The sequence below is a fragment of the Pedobacter sp. SL55 genome, from assembly GCF_026625705.1.
Lineage (GTDB): Bacteria > Bacteroidota > Bacteroidia > Sphingobacteriales > Sphingobacteriaceae > Pedobacter.
In genome coordinates this window covers 3219611-3235729 of the sequence record NZ_CP113059.1, presented here as the reverse complement: position 1 = coordinate 3235729, position 16119 = coordinate 3219611, and the positions used below count along the sequence as shown (strand labels likewise).

Sequence of the window (16119 nt, the reverse complement as noted above, 5' to 3'; positions counted from 1 at the left end):
CAATTTATTAAGCTATTTTGTCTTAAAATGAATTACAAACTTAACAATACTATCAAAATCGCTAATTTTTTATTGATTATAAATGAAGCCTAAATTATTAAAAATACAATCTCCAGAAATTGAAAGCTTCAGTGCTCGTAGAGATTTAACTCCAACGGTTAATAGTATTTGGCATTATCATGAAGAATTAGAACTAGTTTATTTTGCAGCAGGAGAAGGCACACAATTTATCGGCGATAATATTAGTAGGTTTAAAAGTGGAGACGTGGTTTTGGTAGGCTCTAACCTACCACACTATTGGCGTTTCGATCAAGATTACTTTTTGGCTAACGGCAAGTCTGCAGATATTTACGTAATTCATTTCCACCCGCATTTTTTAGGTCAGCAGTTCTTAGAAGTTCCCGAAAATAGAGAGTTAAAAAAGCTGATTTCTAATTCATCCCGAGGACTGCAAATTACGCTACCAAACATCCATAACGTTATCAATCTTATTGAAAAAACCGTAGAAACAGAACATAGTAGGCGGTTACTATATTTGTTAGAAGCTTTATTTGAAATTAGTAGCCGTAATAGTGAACTTTCTGCCATTGCATCAATGGGTTTCAAATACACCTACCTGAGTGAAGAGCAAGACCAAATCCAAAACATCTATAATTACACTTTAAATCATTACAAAAGAAAAATAACCTTGGCCGAAATTGCCGAGGTAGCTAAAGTTAGCCCGAATACGTTTTGCAAGTTTTTTAAATCAAGAAGTAGAAAGAACTATACCGATTTTGTGAACGAAATCCGTGTTGGCCAGGCCTGCAAATTGCTAATCGAAAACAAATTCAGAATTAACGAAGTTTGTTTCGAAAGTGGCTTCAACAATTTTGCAAGTTTTCACAAATGTTTTAAGAAAGTTACTGGCAAAAGTCCTTTGCAATACCAAAGAAATTTTATAAGCCCTTAACCTCTCAAAATTATCAGACAATATACGGCTAAAACCCACTATAATCAATAAATGGCTCATCTCAAAATGCTGATCAATTGCCAGAGTGTAAAACCTGCTTTTGCCATATCGAGGTATATACATAGGCAATTTGTTCCTTTATTGCCACCCATCAGGTTACCCATAATAATTGCAGAATTCTTTTTTCCCCTCCATGTTATTGAAAAAAAGATGCCACAAAATATGGTATATAAGGCTTAAAAAACAAAAAGATGTGATTATCCTTCACATCTTTTAAATAAAGTTATTGGCTACTAAAACAAACAACGTCCTTAGTTGTGCTAAGGACGTTTTGGGTGCTCCCGACGAGATTCGAACTCATATCGATGGTACCGGAAACCATAATTCTATCCATTGAACTACGGGAGCAAGGCTGCAAATATAGTTAACTGAACTTTTGTTTCCTAAACTCAAATTGCAGAACAATTAATTTTTAGTGGAATAAATGTTTATTTAATTTTTAACGAATGAATTTAGAATAACAATCGTTGTTCTTCTATCCTATTACGCGTTTTAGGTTCGCTAAAATTAGAAAAGCTAACTCCGAGTAAACGAACACTTTTACCATCAAAATCGGCATTTTCTACCAATACTCTTGCTGCTAAAATGGCTTCGTCTTCATTAACTATGGCCTGCTCAAATGAGTTACTCTTGGTAATTTGCTTAAAATCTGCAAACTTTACTTTCACGGTAATAGTTCTTCCGTATAATTGGTATTGGCTTACACGTTTAAAGGCAGATTGGGTAATTTGCATTAAACGCTCGTAAAGTTCACTTCCTTTATCCAAATCGTAACCAAAGGTATCTTCAGAGCTAATGGATTTAATTTCCCGATCGGGCTTTACTGCTCTATTGTCAATTCCTCTAACAATGTTGTAAAAAAACTTACCCGATTTGCCGAAAAGCAAAGTCAATCGTTCTTCGGTAAGTTTCTTTAAATCGCTGCCCTTTCTAATGCCCTGCATTTTCATCCGCTCTGCGGTAACTTTACCCACACCATGAAATTTTTCTACCGGCAGTTTCTCCATAAATTTTTCAATTTTTGAAGGGCCAATAAAAGTTAAACCATCGGGCTTATTCATATCTGAAGCAATTTTTGCCACGAATTTATTAATGGAAATGCCCGCAGATGCGGTTAAATTGAGTTCATCTTTAATGGCTTTCTTAATCTCTTCGGCAATGGTTATGGCAGAGCCAATGTTCAATTTATCTTCGGTAACATCCAAATAAGCCTCGTCTAAAGAAAGTGGTTCTATTAAATCGGTATATCTACTGAAAATTTCCCTAATTTGTCTAGAAACCTCTTTATAAGCCGCAAACCTGGGATATACGAAGATGGCATACGGACAAAGTTGCTGTGCTTTTTTAGATGACATGGCAGATCTAATGCCGAAAGCTCTGGCCTCGTAGCTGCAAGTAGCAACCACACCACCCCTACCTTCTGGCGAGCCACCAACCACCAAGGGCTTGCCTCGCAGTTCTGGAAAATCTCGCTGTTCTACCGAAGCATAAAAAGCATCCATATCGATATGAATGATTTTTCTAATTTTTTTAGCTTCTTTTTCCATTACCAGAATATAACCTTTTGTAAGTTAGACTGGCTCAAATTTAAGAAAGATTAGCTAATATATTTAGTTTTTCTGCTTACCACCTACATTAATAACGGCACCAATGGTAAATACAGAATGACCAGCATTTAAAAACTTGCGACTTCGCAAACCAATGTTACTTCCGCTAGTATATTGTAGTTGAAATTGATCGCTTAAAACCATTCTAGTAAAGAAAACGGGTTCAATAAATATATTATCCTCGTTAATTTGTGGCACACCGTTTAATTTAAAATCTTTGGTAGAAGCAAAACTTAAACGCCAAGCGGTTCCGTAGTTAAGACCAAAATCTACGCCTAACAACCTCACTTTACTTGTTTTTTTAGAACTGTAGTTGGCTTGTACAAACATTTTGGTATAATCGGCATCGTAAATATCTGTGTTAATTAAAATCCCGTCATCAAAGTTTCTAACCACACGTTTACTGCTTGCCGTGCCCATGCCGGCATAAAACTCTAAAATCCTATTGTCTTCGGGTCCAAAAGTCTTGAAATACCCTCCGCCAAATTCGAAATAATTGTGTTTAACATCTCGTTTTCTACGTTCGCTGTTCATAGCTCCGAAATTGACCATGGCCGCAAGGTTGTCGCTAAACGCATAAGCTGTATTGATATTTACATTTCCTCTTAGCGAAACATGCGCACCAGCAGCCACTTCGCCTTTGGTGGTTAACATAGGCGTATTTGGCACGCCAGGCATATAAATAGATGAGCAACCGCTAGCTAACAAAATAACAGCGAGAAGCGTAAGTAGCTTGTATTTTAATGGCATAATTCTACTAATAACACAAATAATGGCATAAAATTGTTTAAAGCGTAAAATTCATTAGCTCCATCATCCGTTTAAATTCGTCTTGTACATTGGCCTTAATGGTAATTTTTTCTTTAGTAACAGGATGAATAAATGTTAAATCCAAAGCGTGCAACAGCATGGTGTTCATTTGTAAATGTTCTTTAAAATAACGATTTTGCTTGTTGCAACCATGTGGCCTATCGCCAATAATGGGATGAAAAATATGTGCAAAGTGTTTGCGTAATTGGTGCATTCTACCAGTTTTTGGATTGGCTTTTACCAAGCTATATCTCGATGTTGGATGTTTGCCTATTTCTAAAGGAATTTCTGACTGTTGTAAGGTAACAAAACTGGTTTGTGCTTCTTGCAGCGTTCCATTTTCCTTGGCTAAAGGATAATCAATTTCCATTTCTAAAGGCGCATAACCTCTTACAATGGCTAAATAGTTCTTATCTACCAAACTTTCCTGAAACTGTTTTTGCATAGCAATTTCTGTTTCTTTATCGAAAGCAAAGAGCAATACTCCGCCCGTTTTTCTATCCAATCTATGGGTTGGGTTTACATGTCTACCTACTTGATCCCTTAATAGCTGTAAGGCAAACTCTTTGGCATCATCAGCTATCTTAGAGCGGTGCACCAACAAGCCGTGGGGTTTATTGATGGCGATAAGGTATTCGTCTTGATATACTATTTCTAACACAAGGCGAAGATAGAGAATATTGTTATTTACAGATTAATCAATTTTTACAGGCTGAATTATTTCTTAATTCTTCCTTTAGAGAAGTTGATTTTATTGGCGTATTCTTCTTTTAGATTGACGATAATTACCCCGTTCTTGGCTTTTGAGCCATACGTAGCCGTTGCTTTAGCATCTTTCAATACCTCTACATTTTCTATCCAATTTGGATCAATCTTTGGAAAGTCGTCATTTTTTAAAGTGCATGTCTGTTTACCTACAGCTACCACATACAATGGAAGTGTTGTAGTATCTACAACGTGCAGGCCTCCAAGCATTATTGCAGGTGCTTCGCGTAATTTAACTAGCATACTTGTACTGATAACTTGTTCCATAATATCGTATCCTCCTAGTTCAAAAACTAACGGATGAATTCGTTCTTCAACTTTTAATTTGATTTTAAAAAGCCCTAAGCTATCCGTATGTGCAATTACATTTAGAAATCCTTTTCTACTGATTTTCACATTAGCCAATGGATTTCCATTCATATCCGTAACCTTTCCTTTGATATCAGTAGCTGCTAATTGCGAAGATTTCGCGACTAAGATTTTTGGATTTGAAAAAGTTGTTTGATTATCAGTAACGCTAGTGCTCTTTTGAGCTTTTAAACTTGTTGTTGGAATAACGGCGCTTGCTGTCAGGGCAAATCCTAATAACCAATGTAAACTATTATTCTTTTGCTGAGGAATAGTTAGCTCTCTATTTAATTGAGATGATGATAATCTTCCACAAACGTTTGACCTCTTTTTGCTAAAAAACTCAATGATCTCCGCATCTGATTTTGTAGTTAAATCGACAACATGTTTTGTACAACTATCACAATAACGACCTAGTTTTGAGGGTATCATCTCCAGCCAGTTCTCCGTACAAGGGTTGGTTAGCAAAATTTGTAGTTTTTTCATATCTAATTGATGCCTAGATTTAGATCATTCCATAAATATTAATTAAAGAATATTTAGACTTTTCTAATAATCTTAAAGCCTCACCTTTTTTCATAACTATCTAAATATTATTTTCGTACACAAAACCTATGATATGCATCACGATTTACTTTTAGTTTTAGCGTTACTTTTTGTTGTTTTTCTTTTGGTCATGTTGGCTCAAAGAATTAAAGTAGCCTACCCTATTTTCTTAGTTATAGCTGGTTTGGGCATTAGTTTTATTCCCGGTATGCCTGTGGTAGAGCTAGATCCAGACCTAATTTTCTTGATATTTTTACCGCCTTTATTGTATGAAGCTGCTTGGTACACCTCTTGGAACGATTTCTGGAAGTGGAAGCGACCAATAGCCTTGTTGGCTTTTTGGCTGGTGTTTTTTACGTCTACCGTTATTGCGTATACTTCAGCGTCGCTAATTCCAGGTTTTACACTAGCGTTGGGCTTTTTACTGGGTGGTATTGTTTCTCCGCCAGATGCGGTAGCCGCTGCCACGGTGTTAAAAGGAATGGGCGTTCCCAAGCGTATCATGACGATATTAGAAGGCGAAAGTTTAGTAAATGATGCTTCCTCACTAATTGTTTTCAAATTTGCTTTGGCTGCCGTTTTAACTGGCGCATTTTCTATGCAGCAAGCTACTGGGCAGTTTTTTTTAGTGGCTGGAATGGGTATTGTAATTGGTTTAGTCGGTGCCAATATCATGTACGTAATTCATCGCTTTTTGCCCACTACCCCAGCAATTGATGCTGCTTTAACCGTAATGACGCCTTATATTTTATTTTTAGGGGCAGAACAATTTCACTTCTCTGGCGTAATGGCGGTGGTTAGCGGCGGTTTGTTTATTTCTTGGCGCTCGCACGAAATATTTAGAACCGGCAGCACCCGTTTAAATATGCTTGGCGTTTGGACTACCCTTATTTTTGTAATGAATGCCTTAGTGTTTGTACTTATCGGATTAGAACTTCCAGAAATAATTAATGGTTTAGGAGAATATTCTATTTGGGATGGCATTAAATACGGACTGATTATTAGCGCCATTACCATTGCACTACGCTTTTTATGGATCTACCCAGCGGCATTTATACCGAGGTGGTTAAGCGCCAAAGTTAGAAAAGACCCTTCGCCAGGCTGGAAAGGTCCGTTGGTTATTGGTTGGGCAGGTATGCGAGGTGTAGTTTCGTTGGCCACTGCCCTATCTATCCCACTTTTAATGGATGACAAGATTACGGCTTTCCCTCATCGTAACCTCATTATTTTCATCACGTTTGTGGTTATTTTTATCACGCTGGTTATACAGGGATTAACGCTACCATTTGTCATCAAGTTAATTAAACTAAAAGAAATTGACAACATTGCACGTAGCGAAGAACAACAAACAGGCATACAATTAAAGTTAGATGAACTTGCATTGGCTATTATTAACCAACATCACTTAGAAAAAATCAAAGAAAACGAATTGATTGGATTTTATAAAGACGGTTTAGAAGCTAGTATCGACGAAGGTAAAAAACAGCTCGCATCTTTAGCGTGTGATGAAACCGAAATTGAGGAAATCCATGTGTATCAGCATGTGCTGCTTGAAGTTTATGCCGAACAAAGAAAGGAATTATTCGCTCTGCGTAAAGGAAAATTGTATACTGACGAGGAAATTAGAAAAGCAGAATTACAACTAGACTTAAATGAATTAAAAATTACAGGCTTAGGCCACTAACATTAACCTATGAACAGCGGAAGATTATACAAATTACAACATTTTATCCCGTGGACGCGGAAGAAAATTTATTACCTAATTGTAATTAGCGCCATACCTACTGCCCTATATTACTTTTTTGAATTGAAATGGTTGGCCATACCTTGGGTACCAGTTGCGCTAGTGGGTACAGCTACAGCTTTTATTGCTGGCTTTAGAAATACCCAAACCTATAACCGTTTATGGGAAGCCAGGCAGATTTGGGGAGCCATTGTAAATAACAGTCGCACTTGGGGCATCTTGGTAAAAGATATGGTTAGAGATACAGATGCTGGTACAGAAAAATCTTTACATCAAGATTTGATATATCGCCATTTTGCTTGGTTAACCGCTTTGAGATTTCAATTGAGAGAAAGCAGAGGTTGGGAAAACGTAAAAACCAAAAGCTATAACAGAGAATATTTGGCCTATTACAAAGTACCAGAATGGGATGGAAATTTAGCTGATGAACTTCAAAAATATGTAACAGCAGATGAGCTTGAGTATATTTTGAAAAAGAAAAATAAGGCGGCCCAAATTTTAGCATTACAATCATCACGTTTACGCTGTTTAAATGAGCAGGGCAAACTAAACGACTTAAACTATGTAGAAATGCAGGCTTTGCTTAAAGAATTGTACGACCAGCAAGGCAAAAATGAGCGCATTAAGAATTTCCCCTACCCAAGGCAGTTCGCCAGTATTAATGTAATGTTTGTTTACCTGCTTTCTATCGTTTTGCCCTTAGGTTTTTTAAGCGAATTTGCTAAAATTGGAACCAATTGCGTATGGTTAACTATTCCGGTTAGTGTGGTGGTTGGCTGGGTATTTTTTACCTTAGAACAGGTTGGGGAAAGTACAGAAAACCCATTTGAAGGAAGTGCCAATGATGTGCCAATTAGTTCTATGAGCAGAGCTATTGAGATAGATTTACGTGATATGCTTGGGGAAGATGACTTGCCAGAACCTTTGGTTGCAAATAGCTACAATATTTTAATGTAGGTTGTTGTATTTAAAAATACCGTCATTGCGAGGTACGAAGCGATCTTAAAGCGTTAGAGATTGCTTCATACCTCGCAATGACGCATATCGAGCAAATCTATTTTTTTCTCAACTAAACAAATCAAAAGCGGTTCTGAAGGTATTACAATGCGCATCCACAATGATTTTAATATCTTCAGAATAGCCTCCACCCATACTCACTTGTACGGGTAGGCTGTGTTTTATGCAATGTTCGAAAACAATTTGATCACGTTGCTTGCAAGCGGCTTTACTCAACGCTAATTTGCCTAGCTTATCGCTTTCTAGCACATCAACTCCAGCAAGGTAAAATACAAAATCTGGCTGGTGCTTTTTGATAATTGATGGGAGTTTTTCGTTTAAAACATGCAGAAAATCTTGGTCATTGGTTCCATCTGGCAATGGAATATCTAAGTCCGATTTTTCTTTACGAAAGGGAAAATTTTTATCGCCATGCATAGAAAATGTGAAAACCCGATCTTCTTTTTCGAATATTTGGGCAGTGCCATTACCTTGATGTACATCTAAATCTACAATGAGAATACGCTTTGCTAAATCATTATTAAGCAAATAATTTGCAGCGATGGCTTGGTCGTTCAATAAACAAAAACCTTCGCCCCAATTACTACCTGCATGGTGTGTACCACCGGCTACGTTAAAAGCAACACCATTTTGTTGTGCATAAATAGCACCATCAATCGTGCCCTGCGCAATCCTAATTTCTCGTTCTACCAATTGTGCATCCAAGGGAAATCCAATTCTGCGTTGCTCTTGATAAGGTAAAGTAAGTTCCTTTAATTGCTGCCAGTAGTTTGCATCGTGAGTACTCACAATATGGGCTTCTTCAATCAACTCTGGCGCAAATAAATTGCTATTTTCTATCGTTCCTTCGTGTAGTAGCTGCGCAGGTATCAACTCATATTTCAGCATCGGGAAACGGTGTCCGGCTGGTAATGGATGTGCGTATACGGGGTGGTAGGCTATTTTAATCATAATTTGGAGCAAGGATAAAAGAGCAAAGAATAAGAATTTGATAGCTATTAAAAAATCATGTCTTTACTCTTTGTTCATTTTATCAACAGTTAACCCTAACTTAAAATCTCCCCTACATGCTTTTCAATATTGTTTGCTATTTCATCTACAGGTAAATCGTTGGCGTCGGTACCAAATGGATTTTCAATTTCTTCGGCAATTAACTCTAAACTGGCCAATACATATAGGATAAACGGCACAATGGCTACCACAAAATAACCTAAGCTAAACACCCATCCAAATGGTAAAGTAATTACATAGACAAAGATAAACTTCTTAATAAATGCACTGTAAGAATATGGGATTGGTGTGTTTTTAATTCGCTCGCAAGCACCGCAAATATCTGTAAACTGCGTGCTATCTGTACTTAAAGTAATCAGCTGTTCTCCAGTAATTTTACCCTCTCTACTTAAATAAAAAAGTTTATTGGTAATACTTACTGCAACTTGGTTCGGAATGTGCTTTCCGCCATCAATTTCTATTAAAATGTTGTCTTTGCCAAAATATTGTTTTTCACGTAAATGTTCTTTCAAAGCAAAGGCATATTTTGGGATAGCGTATTTGAAAAAAGCCTTATCGTCTGCATTAAGGTTAAGTGCATTTAACCTAATGGCAAAGTTTCTACTTACATTTACCAAACCGCCCAATAACCTTCTACCTTCCCACCATCTATCGTAAGAGGTATTGGTTCTAAACACCAAGAGCATAGAAATTACAAAACCTAAAAGATTATGCATCATTCCCACATTCTTGATGTAGGTAGTTTCTGCCAGTTTAATGTGATTAAGCTCTAAATAGGCAATTATTCCAGAAAACACCGAAACACTTAGCATGAGCTTCCAAAGCTTGTGAAAAGTATCAGCCTTGTGAAACTTAAAAATAAAACTAAGCCATTCTTTTGGGTTGTAATTAATCATTGTTTATATCGATTTGCTAACGGCTAACAATAATTCGCCCGTTTTAAAAACATCCTCAAAACTGTTGTACATAGGTACGGCGCTTAACCTAATCACATTTGGCTCTCTCCAATCGCCAAGTACATTATTTTTAACCAAATGATCGAAGATTTTTTTGCCGTCACTTTTAGCGATAATGGACACCTGTGCACCTCTTTCATCTGCATTTTGTGGTGTAATGATTTTGAATTGTTCACATCCTAGTGCATGGTTTACTTCGCCAATAATATAAAAAAGATAAGCGCTTAATACTTTACTTTTCTCTCGTAATGGTTGCATAAAACCCACCTTTTCGAACAGCTGTAAAGAAGCATGGTATAAAGCCATTGGCATTACTTGCGTGCAACTTACCTGCCAACCATCTGCACCTACTTCGGGTACAAAGCCTTTTTCCATTAAAAAGCGATTTTTTTCTTGGTAGCCCCACCATCCCGCAAAGCGATGTAAAGATTGATCTGAGAAATGTTTTTCGTGTACAAAAATACCGCTAATACCACCCGGACCAGCATTTTGATATTTGTAAGAGCACCAACAAGCAAAATCAACATCCCAGTTATGTAGTTGTAAAGGAACATTTCCAGCTGCGTGTGCTAAATCGAAACCTACTTTTGCGCCAACCGCATGTCCTGCTTTTGTAATGGCTTCCATATCAAAAAGCTGCCCAGTAAAGTAGTTAATACCGCCAAAAAGCACTAAAGCAATTTCATCGCCATTTGCTTCGATAGCTGCAATAATATCCGCGGTTTTTAAAGTGTACTCGCCTTCTTTTGGCGCTACTTCAATAATGGCATCTTTTGGATCGAAACCGTGAAAACGCACCTGACTTTCTATGGCATATTGGTCTGAAGGGAAAGCCCCAGCTTCCATGATTATCTTAAAACGTGCTTTTGTTGGGCGATAAAAACTGACCATTAACAAATGCAGGTTAACGGTCAAAGTGTTCATTGGGCAAACCTCGTCTTCAGCAGCACCAACAATTGGCGCCATCAGTCTTTTCAGTTCTTTATGATAGAACATCCACGGCTCGTTACCTTCAAACCAACCTTCTACAGCAAGGTTTTGCCAATTATCTAATTGTTTACCTAAAACCTCTTTTGCTACTTTAGGTTGTAAACCTAAAGAATTGCCACACAAATAAATAAAAGGTTTTCCATTTTGCTGTGGAAACAGGTATTCATTTCGCATATCTCTCAACGGATCTTGCTGGTCCATCGATTGAGCAAAAGCTAAATTATTTTCGAAAGTCATTTTTATATAGGAGTTAGTTGTTAGGGATTAGGTATTAGTTGGGCAAAGTTTGAAAAACACTAGTTCCTAATTTCTAGCCCCTAATACCTAAAAACTATTTTCCAAATTTCATTTTCAGTTGATCCAGCATATCATTGGTAACAGGTTTAGCTGGTTCTGATTTTCTTGGTTGAGGGTTATGCTTTGGTGTAGCAGTTTGCTGTTGACTACGGACTTGTTTTTGTTCTTCTTTTTCTTCGACCAACGCTTCCAAATTTCTTCCAATTTCTTTTTGGTAAACAAAGGAAAATCTCCCTGCATCATCCATGCGTAGTAGCTTGGCTCGGTATCAAAAATACTTTCTACCGTTTTGCCTTTATGCTTACCAAAATTGATACATTCCTCGCCTTTATCATTGTAAACCATACGGCCAGCATAATCTACCGATTTGTTCATGTTGGTAAACGCATGCAGCGCTTCCACATCATTTTTTACAGGGATAGAAACATTTCCTTGTTTGTCCTCAAACTCTGTGTGTTCATATTTATCTAATTGCGCCAATAGCACTTCGTAGGTAGCCCTAATGTCAGCTTCTGCAGCGTGTGCATTTACCAAATCTTTGTCGCAATAGAACTTGTAGGCTGCTTTTAAAGTACGTTGCTCCATTTGGTGGAATATATTTTGCACATCCACAAATTTTCTATCGCTCATATCTAAATCTACACCAACACGTAAAAACTCTTCCAATAACATCGGAATATCAAACTTATTAGAATTGTAACCAGCTAAATCCGCATCGCCAATAAAATCTGCTATTTCTTGGGCTACATCTCCAAACTTAGGCGCATCTTTAATATCTTCATCATAAATACCATGAATTAAAGAAGTTACCAATGGAATAGGGATTTCTGGGTTAATACGTTTGGTTAAGATTTGCTCTGTACCATCTGGCATTGCTTTTAATATGGCAATTTCCACAATTCTGTCTACCCCTACATTTATGCCTGTAGCTTCGAGGTCAAAAAATGCTAAGGGGCGTTTTAAATTTAATTTCATACCGATTTATATCTTCCAAATTTGCTAAAAACATAGCGTAATTTTATTTTTTAATGAAAAAAGCTTTAAATATTAGATTATTAGGATAGTTACATTAAATTGCGGTACCGTTCTTAAAAATTACATTTTATGCGCAAGTATCTAATTATAGTCCTATTATTTTTTTCATATCCTACCATTGCTCAAGACTTTATTTATGGAAAACTAACTGATGAAGACAGGATGTTTAACAATAAACAAATAGATAGTAATGCCAACACAGTTTATTTGAATGAGTTTGGCAACACACGCTTTTCTTACGATTCTGAAACAGGTAGTATGAAACTTGTTTATGAGTATCATGCCCGCATCAAAATTTTCAACAAAGAAGGATTTAACGCCGCTAATATTGTTATTCCAACCTATAAAAGCGGAACTGGCGACAACCAACAAGAAGTTATTTCAGGTATCAAAGCGTCTACGTTTAACTATCAAAACGGAAAATTTGTAGAAACGGAAATGACAACAAAGTCGATATTTAACGAAGAAAAATCGAAATACCTTTCTCTTACGAAGTTTACCCTACCAAATATCACTAAAAATTCGATCATCGAGTATCAATATACCATAGAAACGCCGTATCTCTTCAACTTCAGATCGTGGATTTTTCAGTCAGATTTACCCAAAGTTAACAGCACCTATATTGCCTATATACCGGCAAACTATAAGTACAATATATCGTTGAGAGGATTTTACAAGCTTACAGAAAATAAAGCAGAGCTAAGTCGTGAATGCTTGCGTGTGGTTGGTAAAGAGATGGATTGTTCTAAGCTAACTTTTACGATGAAAGACATGCCAGCTTTTATTGAAGAAGATTACATGACCTCGCCTACCAACTACAAATCTGCTATTTACTTTGAATTGGAAGAGGTACACTACCTCAATGGTTCTTCGCAAAAGTATACCAAATCATGGAAAGACATTGACTATGAACTAACCTCTAACAAAGATTTTGGCGGCCAAATGAAAAAGAAAGATGTTTTTAAAAACATTTTGCCAAGTGTGATAGGCAATGCAGCTACAGATCTAGACAAAGCAAAAGCCATCTTTGAGTATATCAAAAAACAGATACGTTGGAATAATTATTACGGAAAGTATAGCGAAACCAGTGTTAAAGAAGTGATAGACAAACGTTCTGGAAATGTGGCAGATATTAACTTTGCGCTGATATCGGCATTATCTGCAGCAGAGTTAGATGCAGAGGCTGTAATTTTATCTACCCGCGAAAATGGAACAGTAAACAAGCTCTTTCCAATTATGAGCGAATTTAACTACGTAGTGGCTAAAGTTAACATTGACGACAAAAGCTATTTGCTTGATGCATCTGAACCTTTGGCACCATTTGGATTACTACCCTTGAGATGTATTAACGATCAAGGCAGGGTAATTCATCTAAAGAAACCATCGTATTGGATTGATCTTAAAGCTTCGCAAAAAAGCTCTACCGTTCATAATTTAACTGGTGTAATGAGCGAAGACGGTAAAATTAATGGCAAAATAACTTCTTATTCGTCAGGTTTTGATGCACTTAATCTTCGTAAATCAATTAAAAAATATTCGTCTGTAGATGAATATGTAGAAAAATTAGATGAGCGTTTATCAAACATCAAAATCAAAAATTTTAAAATTACCAACTTAGACACGGTAGAAAATTCGATTACAGAAGAATACGAAGTTGAGTTTAGCATTGGAACCGAAGAGCAGTCGGTCAGTTATTTTAATCCATTTTTTATTAATCCGATTAGAAAAAATCCTTTCAAATTAAATGAAAGAAATTATCCCGTTGATTTGGGAGCTGCAAGCGACGAACGCATCTCAATTAACATAACACTGCCAGAAAATTATATGGTTAAAGAAAAACCTAGCGATATTTCTATGGCATTGCCAAACCAAGGTGGCAAATATTTGGTAAGAACAGAGGTAAGCGACAATAATTTAACCATCAATCAGCAATTGCAGTTTAACAAAGCAATCTACACTTCAGAAGAATATCACTATCTTAAAGAGTTTTACAATAGAATTATTCAAGCACAAAAATCAGAAGTAGTGTTATCGAAAGCCAACTAATGAATAAGATTTTAACATTAGCTTTATTGTTGGTTTGTTTAGCAGCCAAGGCACAAAACTATGCTGTTGATGTTATTCCAGCTGCTTTAAAAAATAGAGCGCACGCCATTATAAGAGATAGCAAAACCGTAGTAGATATGCGATCTCCGGATCAGGTGTTGCTAACTGTTTATACGAGTATTACTGTACTCAACAAAAATGGAGATAGACAAGCTCAGCTTGCTTTACTTTATGATAAAAACACGGTAATCAAATCGGCCAAAGGCGAAATTTATGACGAATTTGGAAAGCAAACTGGCAAATTTTCACTGAGCAATTTTAAGGATGAAAGCGCAGTTAGCGCTATTTCTTTATTTGAAGATGATCGGGTAAATGCTATATCCCACAAGTAAATAATTACCCTTACACCATTGTTTATCAGTACGAAATTAGAAACAAACAAAACCTAATTATACCAGAATGGAGACCAATCTCTAGTTTTGATGTAGCTGTAGAAAAAAGCAGCTATGAGTTCATTTACAACCTAACTGATGAGGTTAGGGTTTACACAAACAATTACAAAGGCCAAACAGAAGAGAAAACGCTAGAAAAACAAAAAAGTTTAACATGGAAAGTTGAGGGAATAAACGCCATTAAACACGAGCCTTATTCTCCTAACCCAGAAAGCTTTTTTACTGCTGTAAAAGTAGCGCCTAAAAACTTCAGCTATTATAATTTTAAAGGCAGTTACACCAATTGGGAGGGCTTAGGTAAGCTTAGCTACGATTATTTATTGAAAGATAAACGTGTTTTACCCATAGAAACCGTTCAATTTATTAAAGATTTAGTTAAAAACGAGACCAACGATAAAGCCAAAGCAAAGAAAATTTACGAACATTTTCAGAAGAAGACACGTTACATTAGTGTACAAATTGGCATTGGTGGTTTTATGCCTATTAAAGCTGCCGAAGTGGATAGATTAGGTTATGGCGATTGCAAAGCGCTGGTAAATTACATGCAAAGTTTGTTGGAGGCTGCAGGTATCGAATCTTATTATTGCGTGGTTAATGCAGGCGAAGAAAAAACAGACCTATTGCCCTCTTTTGCCAGTATGGAGCAAGGCAACCATGTTATTTTATGTTTGCCCTTAAACGGCGATACTACTTGGTTGGAGTGTACCAGTCAAGATGCGCCATTTGGTTATTTAGGTTCATTTACTGATGATAGATGGGTTTTAGCCTGCACTAAAGATGGCGGTAAACTTTTAAAAACACCAAAGTTTGAAGCTGCCAAAAGCCAACAAATCCGTATGGCAGAGCTATCTTTATCAAAAGATGGAAAAATTTCTGGCCATTTAACCACTACATTTACCGGTTCTCAGTTCGATAGCCATTATTTCTTAATTAAAAAATCTCCAACAGAACAGCAAAAACAGTTAAAATATCTATACGACATTAACAATATTGAATTTACATCCATCAACTTAACGGCAAATAACGAAGTTCCTATTTTTACAGAAAAATTAGCAGTGAGTATAAATAATTACGGAAGTACCAATAACGAAAAGTTAAGTTTTACCCCAAACCTATTTAACCTTAAACGGCTAGTTCCGTCTGTACGTAACAGAACCTTAGCTTTAGATTTAAAACGTGGATACACCGATATAGATAGCTTATTTTTCCAGTTAGACGATAGTATTTTACCAGTTATGCTGCCAAAAAAAATGGAAGTAGCTAGTAAATTCGGAACTTATTTAGCCGAAATAAAAATAAAAGACGGCAAGTTATTTTACTACAGAAAACTGATGATGAAAGATGGCTTATTTGAACCTAATGATTATGAAGCTTTCGAAAACTTTGTAAATGAGGTGGCCAGTTACGATAGAGTTAGAGTTACGCTGGCATTGAAAAAGAGCAAAGATTAAAGACATAAAGTACCCTTAACCCTTGCTCTTTC

General features: G+C 36.6%; 14 protein-coding genes and 1 tRNA gene. 6 read left to right on the top strand and 9 right to left on the bottom strand.

The genetic code is table 11. From position 1 onward, the window contains the following. Positions 1-82 precede the first annotated feature (82 nt). The gene (locus tag OVA16_RS14455; protein WP_267760677.1) at positions 83-952 is read left to right on the top strand and encodes an AraC family transcriptional regulator; all 870 of its coding nucleotides are present in this window, start codon (positions 83-85) and stop codon (positions 950-952) included. Between the two features lie 336 nt (positions 953-1288). Here the strand turns inward: OVA16_RS14455 and OVA16_RS14450 are convergent. From OVA16_RS14450 to OVA16_RS14430, 5 genes are all read right to left on the bottom strand, one after another. Next, a tRNA-Arg gene (locus OVA16_RS14450) sits at positions 1289-1360 on the bottom strand. Positions 1361-1464: 104 nt separating this feature from the next. After that, entirely contained in the window at positions 1465-2559 is a 1095-nt protein-coding gene (gene dinB, locus OVA16_RS14445) for a DNA polymerase IV (protein ID WP_267760675.1), read from the bottom strand. Between the two features lie 63 nt (positions 2560-2622). Next, complete coding sequence (locus tag OVA16_RS14440) at positions 2623-3369, bottom strand: hypothetical protein (protein WP_267760674.1); 747 nt, start codon at positions 3367-3369, stop codon at positions 2623-2625. 37 nt (positions 3370-3406) lie between these two features. Beyond that, complete coding sequence (locus tag OVA16_RS14435; protein ID WP_267760673.1) at positions 3407-4090, bottom strand: pseudouridine synthase; 684 nt, start codon at positions 4088-4090, stop codon at positions 3407-3409. Between the two features lie 56 nt (positions 4091-4146). After that, positions 4147-5028: a hypothetical protein gene (locus OVA16_RS14430; RefSeq protein ID WP_267760672.1), complete on the bottom strand. Its 882-nt coding sequence runs from the start codon at positions 5026-5028 to the stop codon at positions 4147-4149. Between the two features lie 133 nt (positions 5029-5161). Between OVA16_RS14430 and OVA16_RS14425 the strand changes: the two genes are divergently transcribed. Continuing rightward, positions 5162-6772, top strand: coding sequence for a Na+/H+ antiporter (locus OVA16_RS14425; RefSeq protein WP_267760670.1), 1611 nt, complete (start codon positions 5162-5164; stop codon positions 6770-6772). Between the two features lie 9 nt (positions 6773-6781). Further along, positions 6782-7789 (top strand): bestrophin family protein, encoded by a 1008-nt coding sequence (locus OVA16_RS14420; protein ID WP_267760669.1) that lies wholly within the window; start codon positions 6782-6784, stop codon positions 7787-7789. Positions 7790-7897: 108 nt separating this feature from the next. Here OVA16_RS14420 and OVA16_RS14415 read toward each other — a convergent pair whose 3' ends face one another. From OVA16_RS14415 to OVA16_RS14400, 4 genes are all read right to left on the bottom strand, one after another. Continuing rightward, positions 7898-8800, bottom strand: a complete 903-nt coding sequence (locus OVA16_RS14415) for a histone deacetylase (protein ID WP_267760668.1) — start codon at positions 8798-8800, stop codon at positions 7898-7900. 95 nt (positions 8801-8895) lie between these two features. After that, the gene (locus OVA16_RS14410; RefSeq protein WP_267760666.1) at positions 8896-9756 is read right to left on the bottom strand and encodes a bestrophin family protein; all 861 of its coding nucleotides are present in this window, start codon (positions 9754-9756) and stop codon (positions 8896-8898) included. Positions 9757-9759: 3 nt separating this feature from the next. Continuing rightward, a complete protein-coding gene (gene kynU / locus OVA16_RS14405; RefSeq protein ID WP_267760664.1) occupies positions 9760-11043 on the bottom strand; it encodes a kynureninase in 1284 nt (427 codons plus the stop codon). A gap of 114 nt (positions 11044-11157) precedes the next feature. After that, positions 11158-12078 (bottom strand): 3'-5' exonuclease, encoded by a 921-nt coding sequence (locus OVA16_RS14400; RefSeq protein ID WP_267760663.1) that lies wholly within the window; start codon positions 12076-12078, stop codon positions 11158-11160. A 129-nt stretch (positions 12079-12207) separates the two neighbouring features. Between OVA16_RS14400 and OVA16_RS14395 the strand changes: the two genes are divergently transcribed. From OVA16_RS14395 to OVA16_RS14385, 3 genes are all read left to right on the top strand, one after another. After that, positions 12208-14184: a DUF3857 domain-containing protein gene (locus OVA16_RS14395; RefSeq protein ID WP_267760660.1), complete on the top strand. Its 1977-nt coding sequence runs from the start codon at positions 12208-12210 to the stop codon at positions 14182-14184. After that, positions 14184-14576, top strand: a complete 393-nt coding sequence (locus tag OVA16_RS14390; RefSeq protein ID WP_267760657.1) for a DUF3857 domain-containing protein — start codon at positions 14184-14186, stop codon at positions 14574-14576. The genes OVA16_RS14395 and OVA16_RS14390 overlap by 1 nt, the downstream gene beginning before the upstream one ends. 380 nt (positions 14577-14956) lie before the next feature. After that, the gene (locus tag OVA16_RS14385; protein ID WP_267760655.1) at positions 14957-16087 is read left to right on the top strand and encodes a transglutaminase domain-containing protein; all 1131 of its coding nucleotides are present in this window, start codon (positions 14957-14959) and stop codon (positions 16085-16087) included. Positions 16088-16119: the final 32 nt, after the last annotated feature.

Excerpts from the sequence above, each read along its gene's own strand:
- OVA16_RS14455 (WP_267760677.1), top strand. The coding sequence starts at position 83 with ATGAAGCCTAAATTATTAAAAATACAATCTCCAGAAATTGAAAGCTTC.
- dinB (WP_267760675.1), bottom strand. The coding sequence starts at position 2,559 with ATGGAAAAAGAAGCTAAAAAAATTAGAAAAATCATTCATATCGATATG.
- OVA16_RS14440 (WP_267760674.1), bottom strand. The coding sequence starts at position 3,369 with ATGCCATTAAAATACAAGCTACTTACGCTTCTCGCTGTTATTTTGTTA.
- OVA16_RS14430 (WP_267760672.1), bottom strand. The coding sequence starts at position 5,028 with ATGAAAAAACTACAAATTTTGCTAACCAACCCTTGTACGGAGAACTGG.
- OVA16_RS14425 (WP_267760670.1), top strand. The coding sequence starts at position 5,162 with ATGCATCACGATTTACTTTTAGTTTTAGCGTTACTTTTTGTTGTTTTT.
- OVA16_RS14420 (WP_267760669.1), top strand. The coding sequence starts at position 6,782 with ATGAACAGCGGAAGATTATACAAATTACAACATTTTATCCCGTGGACG.
- OVA16_RS14415 (WP_267760668.1), bottom strand. The coding sequence starts at position 8,800 with ATGATTAAAATAGCCTACCACCCCGTATACGCACATCCATTACCAGCC.
- OVA16_RS14410 (WP_267760666.1), bottom strand. The coding sequence starts at position 9,756 with ATGATTAATTACAACCCAAAAGAATGGCTTAGTTTTATTTTTAAGTTT.
- kynU (WP_267760664.1), bottom strand. The coding sequence starts at position 11,043 with ATGACTTTCGAAAATAATTTAGCTTTTGCTCAATCGATGGACCAGCAA.
- OVA16_RS14400 (WP_267760663.1), bottom strand. The coding sequence starts at position 12,078 with ATGAAATTAAATTTAAAACGCCCCTTAGCATTTTTTGACCTCGAAGCT.
- OVA16_RS14395 (WP_267760660.1), top strand. The coding sequence starts at position 12,208 with ATGCGCAAGTATCTAATTATAGTCCTATTATTTTTTTCATATCCTACC.
- OVA16_RS14390 (WP_267760657.1), top strand. The coding sequence starts at position 14,184 with ATGAATAAGATTTTAACATTAGCTTTATTGTTGGTTTGTTTAGCAGCC.